Source organism: Sphingobacterium sp. 2149 (genome assembly GCF_031455655.1).
Classification (GTDB): Bacteria; Bacteroidota; Bacteroidia; order Sphingobacteriales; family Sphingobacteriaceae; genus Sphingobacterium.
In genome coordinates, this window is record NZ_JAVDTD010000011.1 from 167,905 (window position 1) to 185,371 (window position 17,467).

Below are 17,467 nucleotides of genomic sequence, written 5' to 3' on the forward strand. Positions count from 1 at the left end.
TGATCGATATGATAAAACTCTTGAGTTTTAACTAAATTAAGTAAAATATTCCTTTCATAAACTTAAATTGGAATGAGGCTCTGTTCTCATCCCTTTTAAACTAGTAACTCAAGTCCGAATTCTCTACTTTTAAATGCTCCCTTTTTGCAGTGGGCACAAATTTTGATATACAAATTTCAATTCTCCAACCCCTAAGTTTGGATTTTCTTTTACAAAGAAGTAAATTGAGTAAACTAAATAATTATTTTGTAAAGTTGGTTGAGTTAATTCCCTTTAGAACGATTTAATATGAAAAATTACATAATTACCGGAATATTTTTGCTTCTGTTCACAAATTTAGCATTTTCACAATATTTCACCCTAGCTCCAACAGGTTTCGTTTCTAAAGAGAATCTAGACTATACTGTAGTAGAAGTTCCTGGCGCTAAACAGCAAGAACTTTACGATAATGTATTAAAGTCGATCAATAGCTTATATTCAAATCCCAAAGAAGGCCTGACTTTGGTTCCCGGGCAGGCGATAACTTTAGCAGCTTACCAACATAGAGGACTTAAAACATCCGCTATTGCCTACTATGATGTCGATTACACCTTATCTTTTTTGTTTAAAGATGGAAAGATAAGAATCAACAGTCCAACTTTCAGTGCCCAAATTATGAACTACAATGGCACTTGGAATAAAATGAACGTGGAGAAATTTTATTTCAAGGGCAATGGTACTCCCAAAAAAGAGAAACGCCATCAATTCGTAAACGCATACTTTAATGGGCTGATAAAATCCATTCTTGATAAATCCGCCAATATTGATAATTGGTAATTCATGTGTTAAAGCAATGCCCTCTCCTTGCCGCTCTCTAAGGAGGCGCGTTTAGGCGTTCCTATTTTTTTTAGCATTCTTAATCTTTTAAAGCCAACATCAGAAACAGTATTGCGGTTGTCAATACTACTACGGATGAGTGGATGAGTTAGACATAACGTTGGATTTCGGCTTATTTTTTCGTTAATAAAAGAGCTAAATCCTGTTTTGCAAGCAAATGTCCTTTATTGACAATGTTACTCTTGAGATACAGAAAACACTGATCGCTATGATCGAGTTTGCCAATGATTACCTTAATAGATTTTATATCCAGTTCTTCCATTTCTGCAGGAACTACTTTATTCGGATCTGAAATTATTTTTCCGTCTTTCTTAACTTCTTCGAGTTGCCAGGAGTAACCTACCCAAGGCCCTGCAACCAATGTTGTCCGTTTGACATCCATAGTGATCTGCTCTTTGTATTCCAAGCTCACACTATCAACTCTGAGTCTGTGGTCTTTTAAATCGACGACTAGGTATTTTAAATAGTCTCCGAAGTCTTTCGGTTCAAAATGTAAACTGTTTTCCTTACGCACAATCTTGACCTCCATAACCCCTATTTTGTCTAATTTGACAGATTGGGAGAAAGCTATAAATACAGCATACTCCTCTTCGCTAATACCTAGATTTTTGTGATACGGTATCGGTTCTCCTGGTTTTAATCCCTTCATTGTTTTGAAAAACCAATCTTCATTGGCTCTCATCGCTTGTTTCATTTTCTCAACAATTGCGACCTGCGCTGCGTTGGGTCGGGGAACACCCAACACCGCCGCGGTATAGTCGCCCTCAGGAAGTTGTCTTTCAACGAATTGAATTGCCAACGCATTGCTGTCCACTCCTGATTGTTTTTGCGCAAAAACATGGAGAGAAAATAGGAATGTAGCTAGCAACGCAAATACACGAAGATATCGGTATAGAAATGTCATGTTAAAGCTCATTGATCGATGAAATTACGGTTTTATTCTCACATTCTTAAGTTTTCCGCGCCAAACTGATGCTACTAACGGGCGGAATGATCTTCTGGTGACTTCCTAAAAAAAAGGCCGCTTGGACAGTATTAGAGAGGCCGTAAAACCTGATATGTTATATGCTTTACTTTCCTTTCGCTATGTCAGCTTTTTCCCGATGAGAAGATCCGTCCTACTCACTCCGCGGATCGGGCTTTAGCAGCATGTTGGCACAGCGTATTACCTCGATCGATGGACAGCCGGTCTTCCTCCGATTGAAAAATAAATCAAACTACGCTACAAAAGGATGATTCATTACAGTTTCGAATAAATAACTACATTTAAATATGATGTAAATTGCTGTTTTAATATCATATTTTACCTATAATATTTTGACCGGTGTGGCCGACTCTTATTTTAAGAAATTTATCGCTAGTTTTAATGGTTAAATAGCGGACACTTTCATTACCCATATTTTTAATCATCACGATATCAGTCATATTAAAATTATATACATAATTTCTAAATCTTGCGGTGATATTTTCTTGATCGTTGATCCTGATGATCCACTCCTTCTCTTTTATCCTATTGGTCATGATCTTCAGTAGTGTGATACTTCCTAAAATTGTAATCAGTGCCGCAATAATAATTGGGAAAAGAAAAAATGTATTGGAAACACACAGATGGGAAAGATACACTCAAAGCATATTTGCAGCATTCCTAATCGTATGCATCCATTGTTGAATTCACAAAATTCAAATAGTATTTTGGAGTATACCTATATTATTTATATTTGTTCTAAATAAATACTGAACACAACCTTTTAGTCATAATTATTTCATTGACATGAAACCAAAAATCAATTTTAACTTTGATAATCCCATAGGGATCTTTTTTATTCTACTTATGATTTTTTCGTCACACAAAGCTGTCTGCCAAACAGCAGCAGTGCGTGGTACAATAAAATCGCAAACTGGGGAACGAATGCCATTTGTAACGGTGTCGCTTTCCGAAAGCAAAAAATCTGTCCAAACGGACAATCATGGAAATTACAGCTTTACTAAGCTACAAGCTGGAACCTATATAATCTCTGCCAAATATTTGGGCACAGATATGGAGTCAAAACAAATCACATTACTTAACGGCCAGGAAATGGTGTTAGACTTTGTATTAAGTTTAAAAGAAAGGGTACTGGACGGCATCGAAATATCGGGATACCGCAGGTTTGGAAAGAAAGAATCCGAACAGGTAGCAAAGTTGCCTTTGAAAAATTTGGAGAACCCCCAGGTATACAATGTTGTGCCCAAGGAAATTTTGCAAGAGCAGGTCATCGTGACCTATAATGATGTGCTAAAAAATGTGACTGGTGTGAGCCAGGGCCTGGTCAACGGAAGTAACTCTTTTTACATGCGCGGTTTTGAGAACAACAGTTTTATCAGGAACGGTATCCAGGATAGAAAAGATAATAGTTTGGAAGTCGCTAATATTGAACACATCGAAGTATTGAAAGGCCCGTCGGCCACCTTATTTGGAAATAGTTTGACCTCCTTTGGCGGATTGATCAACCGGGTAACAAAGAAACCTTTTGACATAGCTAAGGGTGAGATTTCATATACATTGGGCGGATTTGACCTGAATAGAATTACGGCCGATATTAACACCCCCCTGGCAAAAGATGCCGGACTTCTGATGCGCACAAATATTGCTTACCACGATGAAGGAAACTACATGGATGCAGGCTTTACCAAACGTCTTTTTATTGCACCATCTCTCTTGTATAAAGTAAATGATCGTTTAACAATTTCGATCGATGCGGAGATCTATCAACAGAAAGCAAATGATTTCCATCGCCTATTTCCCGAAATGTCATTTACAAAAACAAGTACAGAGAGCTTGGGTATCAACTGGAAGAGATATTATCATGGGAACGACTTAACGGAGTCTAAACCATCCGTTAGCATTTACGCTGAAGCCGCTTATCAATTGTCAGATAAATGGAAATCACAAACGCTGATCTCGCAGACAAAACACTCCAGTGTCGGCTACCGTGTATGGAATGAAATTATGCAGGACAGTGTAAATAGAAATATCCGATATAGTAACTCAAATTATAATAGTATTGAAATTCAACAAAATTTCACGGGTGACTTTGAACTTGCTGGCCATCGCAACCGTTTAGTAGTGGGGCTGGATTATTATAACGCCCGATCGAATGAAAACTTCATTATTGGCTACCCATTCGACCGTATTGCACTAAAAGGAAAAGATCCAGCTTATACTCATATTTCGAAAGCTACTGTAGATGCTTTTTTAGCCACACTAAGTCCTATACGTACAATCAGTGAACAAAGTACTTATAGCGCCTACTTTTCTGATGTTTTTAATATTTCTCATAATTTTTTGGCCATGGCCAGCCTTCGCATTGACCACTTTGCATCTGGGGGATCACACGATCTGGCGGCTGATACTGTTACCGGAAAGTATAGCCAAACAAACCTTTCGCCGAAATTTGGACTCGTGTATCAGCTTATACCAGATAAAATATCTTTATTTGGAAATTACATGAACGGATTCGCAAACAATGGCCCTGCTATACAGCCCGATGGTGCACGAACGGTTTTTAAACCAAGTAATGCTAATCAATGGGAAACCGGTCTTAAACTTAATGTGCTTGATGGCAAATTAAACTCGACAATAAGTTATTATGATATTAAAGTGAACGATATCCTCCGACCTGATCCTGCCCGTAATGGTTTCACCATACAGGACGGCGGCCAAATCAGTAGAGGACTTGAAACAGAATTAATAGTTAACATGGTCAAAGGTTTCAATGTTATCGCTGGATATTCTTACAATAAAGCTTACTCCATAAATACAAACGCAGATATCGATGGATTACGTCAGTGGACGGGACCGGCGCAAACGGCCAATTTATGGGTCAACTATGCATTTCAGGCTAAGGCCTTACAGGGATTTTCTATTGGTGCAGGTGGTAATTATAATAGCAAAGCCTACATAAGTCAATCGCGTCAGTTTGGTGAATTTTATATTCCGGAATATGTGGTCATGAATGCTGTGGCTGGTTATGAGACAAAGAGAGTTCGGATAAGCATTAAAGTGGATAACCTCACAAATAAGCTATACTGGGGTAATTACGTCAACCAAATGATGCCTAGGCATTTTTCCGCTAATTTAGCCGTCAAATTGTAATATCGGGATTTGTGAGTAACGTTCTTGTCAGAATATTTTCAGGTCTGTTTGGCTGAGATGATTTTTTAAAGAAAGTGAGTCTTAAAAGTTGATGCAATTCTCTTCGCAATAAAGCCACCGAAAAAACCAAGTAATCAATGCAACTAATTGTTGATAATCTTGTTGTCAACAATTAGTATATTTACATAGCGTAGGCCATCTAATCCAGCCTTTTGGGAATAAAGACCAAGTTGTAGGCAATTACAAATAATACATGATGAGAAAATCATTTTTATTGATACCAATTGTATGGATAATATTCAATCATACCTTTGCTCAGTCACGGCAACATAAGCAGCTTGACAGTTTATTCAATACTCTTTTTAAGCAGAAAGAGTTCAACGGAAATGTGTTGATTGCAGAGAAAGGAAAAATCTTATTTGAAGAAAGTTACGGTTTTGCGAATGAGAAAAATGGCCAAAAACTTAATAACCATACCATATTCGAGCTGGCATCTGTTTCCAAACAATTCACTGCCATGGGGATTGTTTTGTTAGAGAAACAAGGAAAACTAGACTATGATGACACAATGTCAAAATATATTCCTGAATTGGGGTTCGACGATAATATCAGCATCCGAAATTTACTAAATCACACGAGTGGACTTCCTGACTATATGGAGATTTTTGAAGAAAAATGGGATAAAGCAAAAATTGCTGTCAACCAGGATATTGTTAACGTCTTCGCTAAGTACAGACCGAAATTGATCTTTCAACCAGGCGCAAAATTCCAGTATAGTGATACGGGTTATACGCTATTGGCTCTGATAATAGAAAGAGTATCTCATCAGACTTTCGAGAAGTTTTTGAGTGAAAATATATTTCAACCTTTGAAAATGAGAAACACGTTTATCTATAGGAGCAGATTTAAACCTAAAAAAATAGAAAATTATGCTCTTGGATATGTTACAGATAGTGTTGGTAACAAAGTGCTTCCAGATAGTTTCGGCAAAGGATTTTATACCTATTATTTAGATGGAATCGTGGGAGACGGAACAGTTAATTCTACTACAGAGGATCTATTAAAATGGGACAGAGCACTATATGGCAATAAATTAATTGATGCAAAAGATAAGGATCTGATATTTAATTCTGTAAAAACCAACGATGGAAAAGAAACAAATTATGGCTTTGGCTGGTTCGTAGTCAATTCGAAAAAATATGGTCGAATAGTTTATCACACTGGAGGTTGGCCAGGGTATTCAACTTATATAGAAAGGCATTTGGACAGCGACAAAACAATTGTAATTCTGCAAAATCATTCAGAAGCTAAAATAAATTCATTTTTACAAAAAGTAAGAGCGATATTGTATGAACAATAATTTAAAAGCAAGGTGTTTTAATTTGTTTTCTGTACATTATATTGGTCGCAGAAAGATCTGACACTCCAAACTATTCCGATGACTTGCGGTCTGGTAGGATAAACCAAAATGTACTCCCCTCATTGAGGACACTCTCGGCTCCTATCTTTCCATCGTGTTTTCTGATGATTTCCGAACAGATGTATAGTCCAAGCCCCAGTCCAGAATATTCTTTGCCGGAATGACTTACTCTGTAATATCTGTCAAATAATTTAGGCAGGGCTTCTTGCTCGATGCCTATGCCAAAATCACGGACAGAGACTTTTACGGATTGATTTTCCAATACCTCGACATTTAGATGCACTTCTTTCGACATAGGCGCATACTTAATAGCATTATTGACAAAATTGATAACAACCTGATCGATCCTATGCTCATCGGCATATACCCTCGCAGTTTGATTTCCCGAAACAACTAATTGATATTCATTCTCAAAGCAGACATGGTCACAGGTACGCAGAAGAAGATCAAACATATTAAACCAATCTTTTTTGATTTCAAGCTGTCCCTCGGTAAGGCGGCGAATTTGCAATAGTTCAGCAACTAAATCGTTCATCTTCTCCACGCTTCTTAAGGACTGGTTGATCATTTTCGAATGGATATTACTATAAGGTTTATCCTTTAAAAGTTCAAGATACTGCAGGGAAGCTTTTAAAACTGTAATTGGAGTCCTTAACTCGTGGCTCACAATACTTAAAAAGTCATCTTTCTGCTGTTCAAAAAGTTTTCGATCTGTGATATCCAATGTCATGCCTACCATGCGGTCTGCGACTCCCAAATCATTGTAACGAGGACGTCCATGGGCCTGAATCCAATGCGTAGAGCCATCGCGCCATTTGACAGGATATTCTGTGCTATAGATTCCATTGGTGCGAATTGCCTCCTGCACCAGTTCTTTTACCCTGTCACGATATTCTGGATACATTGCCTCAAAAAGATCCGAATAACAGAAATCCTCCTCCGGCATAAATCCATAATTCATCTTAAACCGATCCGTGCTCTGCATCTTCCCCGTAGCTAGCTGCACCTCGGTAGATCCTAATCTGCTGGCGTCCATCGCAATTTCCAGTCGGGTATTTATTTCATTGATTGCTCTTCTGCTATTGACCTGTTCTGTCACATCTGTAGCAACAATAAGAATAAGCTTCTCCTCCTTTGAGAGACCATTCGTAGGCTGGTAAACGAAATTAAGATAGCGTTCCAGCGTTTCTCCGTCGACAGTAAGCAGGGCCTTGAGTTCTTTACCGTAAAAAGGTTCGTCAGTTTCATAAACATTTTTCAGAATATCAAGGAATTGCTGATCTTTCAGTTCTGGTAATGCCTCAGCGAGTCTCCTCCCTAATACAGAGCGATCTTTGCCCCAGATATCAAGAATATGCTGATTTACAACATCCACAATAAAGTCCGGGCCTTTCAAAGTAGCCATAGCTACGGGGGACTGCTCGATCATGATGCGGAAAAGCTGTTGCTGTTCATGCAACAGCGAAAATAGTTTATGAAGATTGTCTTCTGAAGTGATGAGTTCCTCGTTTTTAGATAGCAGATCGGCATTTACTACTTTAAACTCCTCATTTATGGCCAAAAGCTTTTCGTTGAGATTTTTTTCCGCAAGGGACTTTTCACCTGCAAGTTTTAAGGCATGCATACGTTCTGAGACTTCCGAAGCAGTATGAAGAATATATGCAGTTTTACCGTTTTCATCTAAAATCGCTTTATATTCAAAATCAAAGAAAAATTCCTGAAGTACACCATCTTTTTGAAGAAATGCGGAACAGTTTTTTGCAATGTAAGTCTCACCAGAATACCAAACTCCTTTGAGAATATCAACAAAAGGCTGTCCTTTAAGTTCGGGAACTGCATCTTGTAGGTTTTTACCCACAACCGATCTGTCCTTTCCCCAAAAATTGAGCATTGCTAGGTTGGCAGTCATTATTTTTATGTCTTCTCCCTGATAGACTGCAGTGGCATTGGGTGAGTGAAAAAGTATGCTGAGCAACGACTCAGAATCAATATTTTTGGGAGAATTCATACGATAAGATCAATAAAACAAATGTAATCAATTTATTTGCTATAAACCGATAACGCTTTAAATAGTTCTAACCCTAACGATTTTGACCCATAACTAACTGATGCTACGGACATAAATATTCTTAATAAATAAGTCAGTAACATTTAATGCTACTGACTTATCTCTTTGCTGATTACCCTTTATACTCACCAATAAGAATTACTGGTTTAATGGTCTTTCCTGATTCTGAATCTTCTATAGCTTGATTGATATCTTCGAATTTATATTTCTTAATTAATTTATCAAATGGGAACTGTCCATTCAGATACATCTCTACCATCTCTGGGATAAATTCGGTCGGTACACTGTCCCCTTCTACAATTCCGATCAACTTAATTCCTTTAAGTACATATGTATTCATTTCAACTTCAAGGGGCTTTGTAGCCACACCAACAATACCCATTTGTCCCAAGGACTTCAAACTCGATAAGGTATTATTAATAACATCATTACGACCGGTGGTGTCAAACCCAAAATCAAATCCTTTCGGGGAAATCTTTTGTAAAGATTCTACCACATTCTCATTACGGCTGTTAATGGTATGGGTTGCACCGAGTTCCAACGCAAAATCCAGACGTTCTTGATTGATATCGACTAATACGATCTCCGCAGCCGAACATGCTTTTGCCGCCAGCAAAGCAGCCAATCCGACAGCGCCGGCACCAGAGATAACAATTGTTTTTCCCGGAGATACTTTCAACGAGTTGATGATTGCTCCTGCCCCAGTCTGAATACCACAACCCAACGGTCCCAATAATTCTAACGGCGCTTTTTCAGAAACTTTTATAGCGTTTCTTTTATTTGCTATTGCGTATGTTGCAAACGAGGATTGAGAAAAGAAATTATCGAAGATATCTTGTTGGTTGTGTTGGTGACTATGAGAGCCATCCATACGTGCTCCCCCAAAATTCAAAGCCGGGAAATTTTCGCAGTAAGTGGGTTTACCACGCTGACATGTGTAGCACTCTCCACAGAAACCGAAAGTTAAAACAACATGATCACCCACTTTAAGGTTTTTCACACCATCTCCTACTTTCTCGATAATTCCAGCACCCTCATGCCCTAATACGATAGGAAAAGGAGTAGCGCCCGTTTGTTGATCTCTTGCAGCCATATCAGTATGGCAAGTTCCGGTTGCTACAATTCGTACTAATACCTCATCTTGCCGAGGTTCTTGTAGCGTTATTTTTTCCAATTCGAATTTTCCACCTTTTTCTTTTACTAATGCGGCTGTTATTTCCATTGTATTATCTTTTTGTTGGATTAAATTTATCACATTACAAGATTTTTTTTCTTGATCTAGATCAAGAAAAATCAGCCTTCTTAATTGCTTTATTAGGTAATTCGAATCATTTCACCTTATCTTCGGAAATATACTCTTCAGCTCTGTCTCGCTTCATGTACATATCATACCATATATCTGCGATCTTGTCCTGTACAGCGGAACCTTCCTTCATCCAAATACCAATACCGATATGACCTGCGTAAATGCCTTTTCCAGATAACTCGGTATTCAGATTAAGAACATAATTGCGAAGACCAGCCATCGCTATTCCTACGTTACCCATCATGGGTACAGGCGAAAATGAAGCACCTCCGGTTGTGAACAATAACGCTCCTGTATTTTTAGCCAACATATCCGAAAGTACTTCACGGATGGATGAAATTGCACCAAGCACATTAAATTGAAATTGATAAAGTGCATTTTCTTCATTAACATCTAAAGTTGCTACCAAATTATGGACACTTGGTATTGGGCTGTATTCAAGAACATCTATGACACCGTATTTTTCTTTGATAGCATCAAAGGCAGATGCGATCTGAGCTTTGTCCAAGATATCTGCGGTGAAAGCCGCTGCTTCGATTCCTGATATATTCAATCGTCTGACTAGGTCATTCAGCTTTTGCTGATTTCTTGCGATAAGGGCTATCCGAAAACCATTTTCACCAAATTTCTTTGCGATGGAGAGGCCCAGTCCAGCGCCTGCTCCAACTATTGCTATTGTTTTCATTTGTACTGATTTAATGAATGTATTTTATGGCTTTTAATGGCACTCGCCGTCAATTGAACAGTTTTTTCCTTGTATTACTTCTACTGTTGCCTGCGGATTTTCTTTCCGCCACTCAAAGAAGGAATTTTCAAGGGTTTGTAAAATATCATTGGGCTGTTGTGCTCCAGCGATGGCATATTTGCTGTTGATTACGAAAAAAGGAACACCTTTAGCGCCTAATGTCTGTGCTTCTTGGCCCTCATGTTCTACTTTTTGCATATAGATAGGGTCTGTCAGTGCAGTATTGATCTCGCCTTCCGTTAAACCGATTTCTTGTCCAAGTTCGACCAGTGTTTTCTGATCATTAAGATTGTTGCCTTTTGTGAAATAGGCATTAAATAAAATCTCTTCAGCTTTCTCACCGAAACCTTTGATTTTGGCAAACTGTATGATTCGGTGCCCCTTCATTGAATTGGTGACCAATGTTTTATCCAAGTTAAATTGAAGACCTACAGTTTTAGCATACTCGATCAGATCCTGATGCCTCTTTTTTGACTGCTCATAACTTAATCCCTTCCGGTCGGCCACAAACATATACATATCGTCTTGATATTTAGTGGCTTCGGGCATTGTTGGGTCAAGCTGGAAGCTTTTCCATTCTACTTCTACAAGGTCCCTATGGAGAAACTGAGCTAAAGCTTTCTCGAAATTACGCTTTCCGATGTAACAGAAAGGGCACATAATCTCCGACCATATTTCTATTTTCATTTTTTTTCCATCGTCCTATTTTTTTGTTTGTTTTAATTGCATTTGATTCTTTCCCTGACCAAACGTCATAATGAAGAAAAGGGATAATAGTACCGCTAGTGTACTATTTTTCATAGTTCAGTTTACGGAAATAATAATAAGACACAGCCAACAATGCAAACGGAATAAGCGGGGCAATACCTTTCGCCAGCCCATCAACAATACCATGCGCTAGACTTGCGGAAAGCAAGAGAATTCCGAAACCTACATAAGCCCATTCTTTGAGAATCGTCGGGATAGCTGGAATGAGAATGAAGATGGCTCCTACGATTTTTAAGATATCCAGTTCAAGTGGGAAATAATCTGGAAACTGCAAGTTTTTCGTCGTCTGGATGAGGTATTCTCGTGGCGCGAAGTAGGATGGCAAGATGATTAAAGCCATGGTAATACCGGTGATGATCCAATAGGTACGTTTTGTTCTTGCATCTGGATTCTAGGAGAAATCAATCTGTTTTGTCATTTTTAATTTACTTTAATTGTTGAAATAGATTTTTATAAATCAAAAATACGTACATATGCTTACATTTTGCAAGCAGTTACCCTAAAGTAAGCAGTTACCTTAAAGTAAGTAAAATGAAAGATCAATTTCCAAAAGCACCGAATCCGACTGTATGGCGAGAATGCTGACCGTTCGTGATACCCTTGACGATATCAGCGAAAAATGGAAAATCCTCATCATTGTTTCCATTATGAGTGGCCACAAACGTTTTAGAGAAATAGAAAGAAGTATTCCTAAAATTTCCTCAAAGGTACTTGCTAAAGAACTAAAAGATCTGGAAGAACACCAGCTCGTCAAACGTACCGTTTATGATGAGTCGCCAGTGCTGGTAGAATATACGGCCACTGATTATGTCTTTACATTACAAAAAGTCATTGAAGAGCTACACAACTGGGGTGTGAATCATAGGAAAAAGATATTGGGGAAGTAGTGTTTATACTAGATAGTATTAGCTTGATATGATATATTTCATAGTCTTACAATTTTTACGACCATGGTTCAAGGAAAATATTTTTAGACAAATAACTTGTTTTTATTAAAAACATTGTTTACCTTAGTGAAATAATCAGGCTTCTGCCATCGCTTCTTCTGAACTTTTGAGTTTACTCCATCTTATCAGTCTTCGCTTTTTCAGCCGCTAGTTTTTGTTATCAGCAGATCAGGTAAAGTTCCTTTCTTCAAATTGATATTTTCAATACGATTAAATACCATCCTCATTTTTTGTTTACAATTTGATTTAACTGCTTTATGCGTAGTGCTATATATTAAGTACTCACAGACGCAGGGAGAATTTGAGTAAAATATAATTTAATAATAAATATAATGCAACAAGGAACAGTAAAATTTTTCAATGAAACTAAAGGTTTTGGTTTTATTACACCGTCAAATGGAGGTCAGGATATTTTCGTCCACTCATCAGGTCTACTGAATGATGTACGTCAAAATGACGCCGTAACATTTGATCTCGAAAATGGAAAAAAAGGCATTAACGCAGTTAATGTGCGCATCGCATAATTAAGTAGGAAGCTTAAAAACTTCTTTAAATTAAGTTCAGCAGGTAGCAGGTATGTTATCTGCTTTTTTTTTGCCTATTTTATAGCACGGTTTCATGATCAAATCAATCTTTCACCGGAATTTTTAAGTCCTTATTGTGAATAGCACTGTATTTGGCAATGCGGTTACAAAGAGATAAGTAAACTTGGCTATAAGCGCTTTTTTTAATAGTTTAGTATTAAAATCAGCACAAGATTGTCCCTAATTTAGTCAGTCGATCGTCTTAACTGCAAATAATAAAAACTTTAAACATATGAAAGAATTTGCATTAATTTTTAGATTAAAGGACATTTCAGACTTCAAACCTTCTCCTGAACAAATGCAGGAACGTATGAATTGGTTAGCTGGAATTGCATCACAAAACAAATTGGTGGATAAGGGCAACACACTTTTACCATTTGAGGGAAGTGCGAAAACGGTGAAGCCTAACAATGTGATAACAGATGGGGCTTATACAGAAATTAAAGAATTTATCAGCGGTTATATTGTTGTGAAAGCAGATAACATTGACGAAGCGGTAGAAATAGCGAAAGACAATCCAATTTTTACCCAAGTGGGTGGAAGCATTGAAGTTCGAGAAGTTGTAAAACGTGATTAGAGAAATCCAAGCAAACTTTCCAACAGCATTTTTGTTGGAAAGTTTTGTATATTTTAATGGAGTGTGTAACAAAATTCTATACCATGGAGCTTCTACCTCATTTATTTCGCCTGGAGTATACAAAAATGACGGCGGTTTTATGTCGTAGTTTTGGTTTAAAGCATATTGAAATTGCAGAAGATATTGTCAGCGATACATTTTTAAAAGCTTCGCAACATTGGGCCGTCAACGGAATACCCGAAAATCCAAGGGCCTGGCTCTATGTGGTGGCGAAGAATAAAACCAAAGACTACTTCAAGAAACTATTGGTTTTTGAAACTAAAATAAAAAGCGAAATACAGCCTCACTTCCAAGTTGAACCCAATTTCGAATTTGATTCACAGATGGTTTCCGATAGTCAATTAGCGATGATTTTTGCGGTGTGTAATCCTGTAAACTCAGATGAAAGCCAAATTTGCCTGGCACTTCAGATTCTTTGCGGTTTTAGCATTGAAGAAATTGCAAATGCGTTTTTGACAAAGTCAGAAACCATTAAGAAGCGACTACAAAGAGGAAGGGCAAATCTTCGAAAAGATAATTTTCAAATTAAAAGTTTAACAAAAACCGATATTTGCTTACGATTGGACATGGTTTTAAGAACATTGTATTTATTGTTTAGCGAAGGCTATTTTTCTAAATCAGACAAACAGCAAATCAAAATAGATCTCTGTTCAGAAGCAACGCGACTCACATTGTTATTGACGGAGAATCCATTGACAAACACACCTGAATGCAATGCTTTATTGGCTCTTATGTGTTTTCAAAGTTCACGACTTAGGGCGCGCACAAATGATAAAAACGAGGCTGTTTTATTTGACGAGCAAGATAAAAGTCTGTGGGATAAATCACTTATTAAAAGAGGAAATTATTATCTGATAAATGCAACAACAAGTAACGAACTTTCAAAATATCATCTGGAAGCGGGAATTGCTTATTGGCATACTACAAAGACCGATAAAAACAAATGGGATTACATTTTAAAGCTTTATAACCAACTTATTTTAATTGAATATTCACCAATCACAGCACTAAACCGAACGTTTGCTTTTGCCAAAGTTTATGGCAACGAAGAGGCCATTCCTGTAGCCAAAAGGTTAAATTTAGTTGAAAGCAATTATTATCATGAATTGTTAGGTTACCTGTATTCCAACGTGAACATTGAAAGAGCTATTGAACATTACAAACAGGCCATTAATCTAAGCAAATCCAATACTGAAAGGCAAACTCTATCAAAGAAAATAAAGAAACTTAGTCTCATTTTAAAGAAATCGGAAATATCGCATTAAATGTTATCGATCAAAAATGCGCAATCTAGATAGACCGATACGATAAAATCAGAAAATGCGGACGATAGCTATTATTAAGTTTCTTGAGAAAATATATAGCGCATTTTACTACGATTATACATGGATATAAATTATCTTTTCCATACTTTTGCTGGTGTATGAACTCCCCAACCGAAGGCCCATTTGATAATTCCTTTAGTGCTGAATTAATTATTCAGGCTTTAGCTTCCTCCCCTGCACCTACCGCTATATATTCCGGCGAAAATATAATTATCCGCTTTGCGAATGCCGGTATGTTGGCACTCTGGGGCAAAGAATCTTCTGTTATCGGCAAACCTTTAATGGAAGCTATTCCCGAACTCGAAGGACAGCCGTTTCTAAAACTTCTACAAGAAGTGTGGCATACCGGAAAAACGTATGCTGTATCTGAGGCGCCCGCAGTATTGATCAAAAACGGAAAGGAAACACTGGATTATTTTGATTACGAATATAGAGCGCTCGTTGACCAAGATCAGAAAACATGGTGTATCCTAAATACCGCACTCGAAGTAACCTCACGCCGGGAGTTTTTGCGGCAGATAAAGCAGAAAGAAGAAATAGAGCAGGCACTCAATGAGGAGATGGCCGCTACACTTGAGGAACTTACTGCTACTAATGAGGAACTCAATAGCTATATAAAGCAGCTTGCAGATAGTCGGAAGTACATCCGAGCAATCATAGAGCAGGCGCCTGTGGGTATTGCCATGTTAAATGGTCCCGAACATCTCATTGAAATTGCCAATCCCGCTATTCTCAAGATTTGGGGGCGCAAAGAGTCAGAAATCATCGGACTTCCGCATGAAAGTGCGCGTCCGGAGCTTCAGGGACAACCCGTAAACGATTGGATTAAGCAGGTTTACAAAACCGGACATCCTAAAATTAATACGGAATTCACGGTGAAACTGCGCCACAAAGACGGCTTGAGAGAAGCGATCGTAAATTCCGTTTATCAGCCTATATTTTCAGAAGATGGCGATATTTCAGGTGTGCTTATTATCCTCGAAGAAATTACTCAACAGGTTTTGGAAAGAAGACGGAATGAGAATAATCAGCAGATGCTCGCGCTGGCAATAGAAGCGGGTGAGCTCGCGACTTTCTACTATCAGATCGCCACAAACCATTTTTCTGGAAATTCAATGCTCAAGACGTGGTTTGGCCTCTCAACAAATGAAAATGTGGACCTCAACCAGGCCTTATCAGTAATTTTACCAGAGGATAGAGATCGCGTGATTGCTGCAATTCAATACGCCGTTAGTACAGATTCCGATGGCTATTATTTTGTAGAATATAAGATTAAAAATAAGGTTGACAAAAAAATAAGGCTTCTTCAAGCAAATGGAAGAGTGTTCTATGATCAAAATGGTATTCCATTGAGTCTCAACGGTACGCTTAGAGATATTACAGAGCAAAAAAAAGAGGAACAGCGGAAGGACGATTTCATGGGCATGGTCAGTCATGAGCTAAAGACACCTCTAACCTCGCTTAAGGCCTATCTTCAAATGTTACAGCAGATGGACTTTCATACAAGAGAAGCTGCACCACAAAATATGCTTGGGAAATCTATAAAGCAAGTTGACTATATGACCAGTATGATTAATGGCTTTCTCAACGTGTCGCGATTAGAATCGGGCATGATGTATATGGATAAAAGAGCTTTTGATTTCAAATTGTTGTTTTCAGAAATTGAAGAAGAGATTCGCGTTACAGTCAAAACCCATAATTTTATTTTTAAATCTTCTGGGGCTGTGGATATATATGCGGACCGAGAAAAGATAGCACAGGTGATCCATAACCTGATTGGCAATGCCATAAAATATTCTGCTGTGGGATCAACGATAATTACAGATTACGTTGTGGATGGTAAAAATATCAATATCAGTATTCGGGATCATGGAAAAGGCATTCCATTAGATGATCAGGAACGAATATTTGAACGTTATTATCGGGTGAAGGAAATTAGCACTGGTGGAACTGCGGGCTTGGGTATCGGACTCTATCTATGTAAAGAAATAGTAGAACTTCATGATGGAACTATACGCGTAGAGAGTGTTCAGAAAGAAGGTAGCGTCTTTTCCTTCAGCCTTCCACTCCCCTATTAAGCGCAATAGCATTATAATCTTCAGTCAGTCTTATGCCTGGAGTGCGGTCAACTTATCAACCTTTGAAATAACATCGTTGATGTCAAATGGTTTGCTCATAAAATCATCAGCGCTATGTGGATCATCCGTTTTCATAATTTTAGCGTGGGCGCTCATCAATAATACCGGTACATTGGATGTTATTGGGTCGCATTTAAGTTCTCGGCACACCTCGGTTCCGAGCCCATCAGGCAACATCACGTCAAGCATAAATAAATCCGGCTGAATATCCATCTCCCTACAGTTAAACTCCTTTACGGTTGAAAAGGTTACTACGTTATAATTTTGTGATGACAAAAGAAGTTCAAGCACTTCCTGTATACCAACCTCATCTTCTAGAATAAAAACAGTTTTCATATTTTCTTTTAAGGAACCCAATAAATTGACTGAGCAAAATGCCTTAAGTAACTAACCTAAGATATGATCAAATAGTTCAATTTAGTTAAACAAAAATTGTGCAACTGTTATACTGCGTGAGGGATTTTTTTAAAGAATTTTGCAGTCGATGTTATTCAAGCATGCAATCAACATTATTCATG

15 protein-coding genes are annotated in these 17,467 nt (G+C 37.9%); 8 read left to right on the plus strand and 7 right to left on the minus strand.

Annotation, left to right across the window (positions count from 1 at the left end; translation table 11 throughout):
- Positions 1-288 precede the first annotated feature (288 nt).
- Entirely contained in the window at positions 289-816 is a 528-nt protein-coding gene (locus J2X77_RS16930; RefSeq protein ID WP_209579596.1) for a DUF4468 domain-containing protein, read from the plus strand.
- A gap of 172 nt (positions 817-988) precedes the next feature.
- Here J2X77_RS16930 and J2X77_RS16935 read toward each other — a convergent pair whose 3' ends face one another.
- Entirely contained in the window at positions 989-1,780 is a 792-nt protein-coding gene (locus J2X77_RS16935) for a hypothetical protein (protein WP_310081749.1), read from the minus strand.
- A gap of 927 nt (positions 1,781-2,707) precedes the next feature.
- On the opposite strand from J2X77_RS16935, the gene J2X77_RS16940 reads away from it, so the two are divergent.
- Together J2X77_RS16940 and J2X77_RS16945 are read left to right on the plus strand one after the other, a co-directional pair.
- Positions 2,708-5,011 (plus strand): TonB-dependent receptor, encoded by a 2,304-nt coding sequence (locus J2X77_RS16940; RefSeq protein WP_310081807.1) that lies wholly within the window; start codon positions 2,708-2,710, stop codon positions 5,009-5,011.
- A 253-nt stretch (positions 5,012-5,264) separates the two neighbouring features.
- Positions 5,265-6,371 carry a serine hydrolase gene (locus tag J2X77_RS16945; protein WP_209579591.1) on the plus strand — a complete coding sequence of 369 codons (1,107 nt, stop codon included), beginning with the start codon at positions 5,265-5,267 and terminating at the stop codon, positions 6,369-6,371.
- A gap of 70 nt (positions 6,372-6,441) precedes the next feature.
- Here J2X77_RS16945 and J2X77_RS16950 read toward each other — a convergent pair whose 3' ends face one another.
- From J2X77_RS16950 to J2X77_RS16970, 5 genes are all read right to left on the minus strand, one after another.
- A complete protein-coding gene (locus tag J2X77_RS16950; protein ID WP_209579588.1) occupies positions 6,442-8,439 on the minus strand; it encodes an ATP-binding protein in 1,998 nt (665 codons plus the stop codon).
- A 172-nt stretch (positions 8,440-8,611) separates the two neighbouring features.
- Positions 8,612-9,721, minus strand: coding sequence for an NAD(P)-dependent alcohol dehydrogenase (locus J2X77_RS16955; RefSeq protein ID WP_209579586.1), 1,110 nt, complete (start codon positions 9,719-9,721; stop codon positions 8,612-8,614).
- Positions 9,722-9,827: 106 nt separating this feature from the next.
- Positions 9,828-10,490, minus strand: coding sequence for an SDR family oxidoreductase (locus tag J2X77_RS16960; protein WP_209579585.1), 663 nt, complete (start codon positions 10,488-10,490; stop codon positions 9,828-9,830).
- 33 nt (positions 10,491-10,523) lie between these two features.
- Entirely contained in the window at positions 10,524-11,237 is a 714-nt protein-coding gene (locus tag J2X77_RS16965) for a DsbA family oxidoreductase (protein WP_209579582.1), read from the minus strand.
- A 103-nt stretch (positions 11,238-11,340) separates the two neighbouring features.
- Positions 11,341-11,658, minus strand: a complete 318-nt coding sequence (locus J2X77_RS16970) for a DoxX family protein (protein WP_209579581.1) — start codon at positions 11,656-11,658, stop codon at positions 11,341-11,343.
- A gap of 229 nt (positions 11,659-11,887) precedes the next feature.
- Between J2X77_RS16970 and J2X77_RS16975 the strand changes: the two genes are divergently transcribed.
- The 5 genes from J2X77_RS16975 (at position 11,888) to J2X77_RS16995 (ending at position 16,889) form a co-directional block, all read left to right on the plus strand.
- Positions 11,888-12,205: a helix-turn-helix domain-containing protein gene (locus J2X77_RS16975; protein ID WP_209579579.1), complete on the plus strand. Its 318-nt coding sequence runs from the start codon at positions 11,888-11,890 to the stop codon at positions 12,203-12,205.
- A 392-nt stretch (positions 12,206-12,597) separates the two neighbouring features.
- Complete coding sequence (locus tag J2X77_RS16980) at positions 12,598-12,789, plus strand: cold-shock protein (protein WP_209579577.1); 192 nt, start codon at positions 12,598-12,600, stop codon at positions 12,787-12,789.
- Positions 12,790-13,081: 292 nt separating this feature from the next.
- Positions 13,082-13,426 (plus strand): YciI family protein, encoded by a 345-nt coding sequence (locus J2X77_RS16985; protein WP_209579575.1) that lies wholly within the window; start codon positions 13,082-13,084, stop codon positions 13,424-13,426.
- Positions 13,427-13,470: 44 nt separating this feature from the next.
- The gene (locus J2X77_RS16990; RefSeq protein ID WP_310081754.1) at positions 13,471-14,751 is read left to right on the plus strand and encodes a DUF6596 domain-containing protein; all 1,281 of its coding nucleotides are present in this window, start codon (positions 13,471-13,473) and stop codon (positions 14,749-14,751) included.
- Between the two features lie 158 nt (positions 14,752-14,909).
- Positions 14,910-16,889 carry an ATP-binding protein gene (locus J2X77_RS16995; RefSeq protein ID WP_209579572.1) on the plus strand — a complete coding sequence of 660 codons (1,980 nt, stop codon included), beginning with the start codon at positions 14,910-14,912 and terminating at the stop codon, positions 16,887-16,889.
- A gap of 30 nt (positions 16,890-16,919) precedes the next feature.
- On the opposite strand, the gene J2X77_RS17000 is transcribed toward J2X77_RS16995, so the two are convergent.
- Entirely contained in the window at positions 16,920-17,285 is a 366-nt protein-coding gene (locus tag J2X77_RS17000; protein WP_209579570.1) for a PleD family two-component system response regulator, read from the minus strand.
- Positions 17,286-17,467 lie beyond the last annotated feature (182 nt).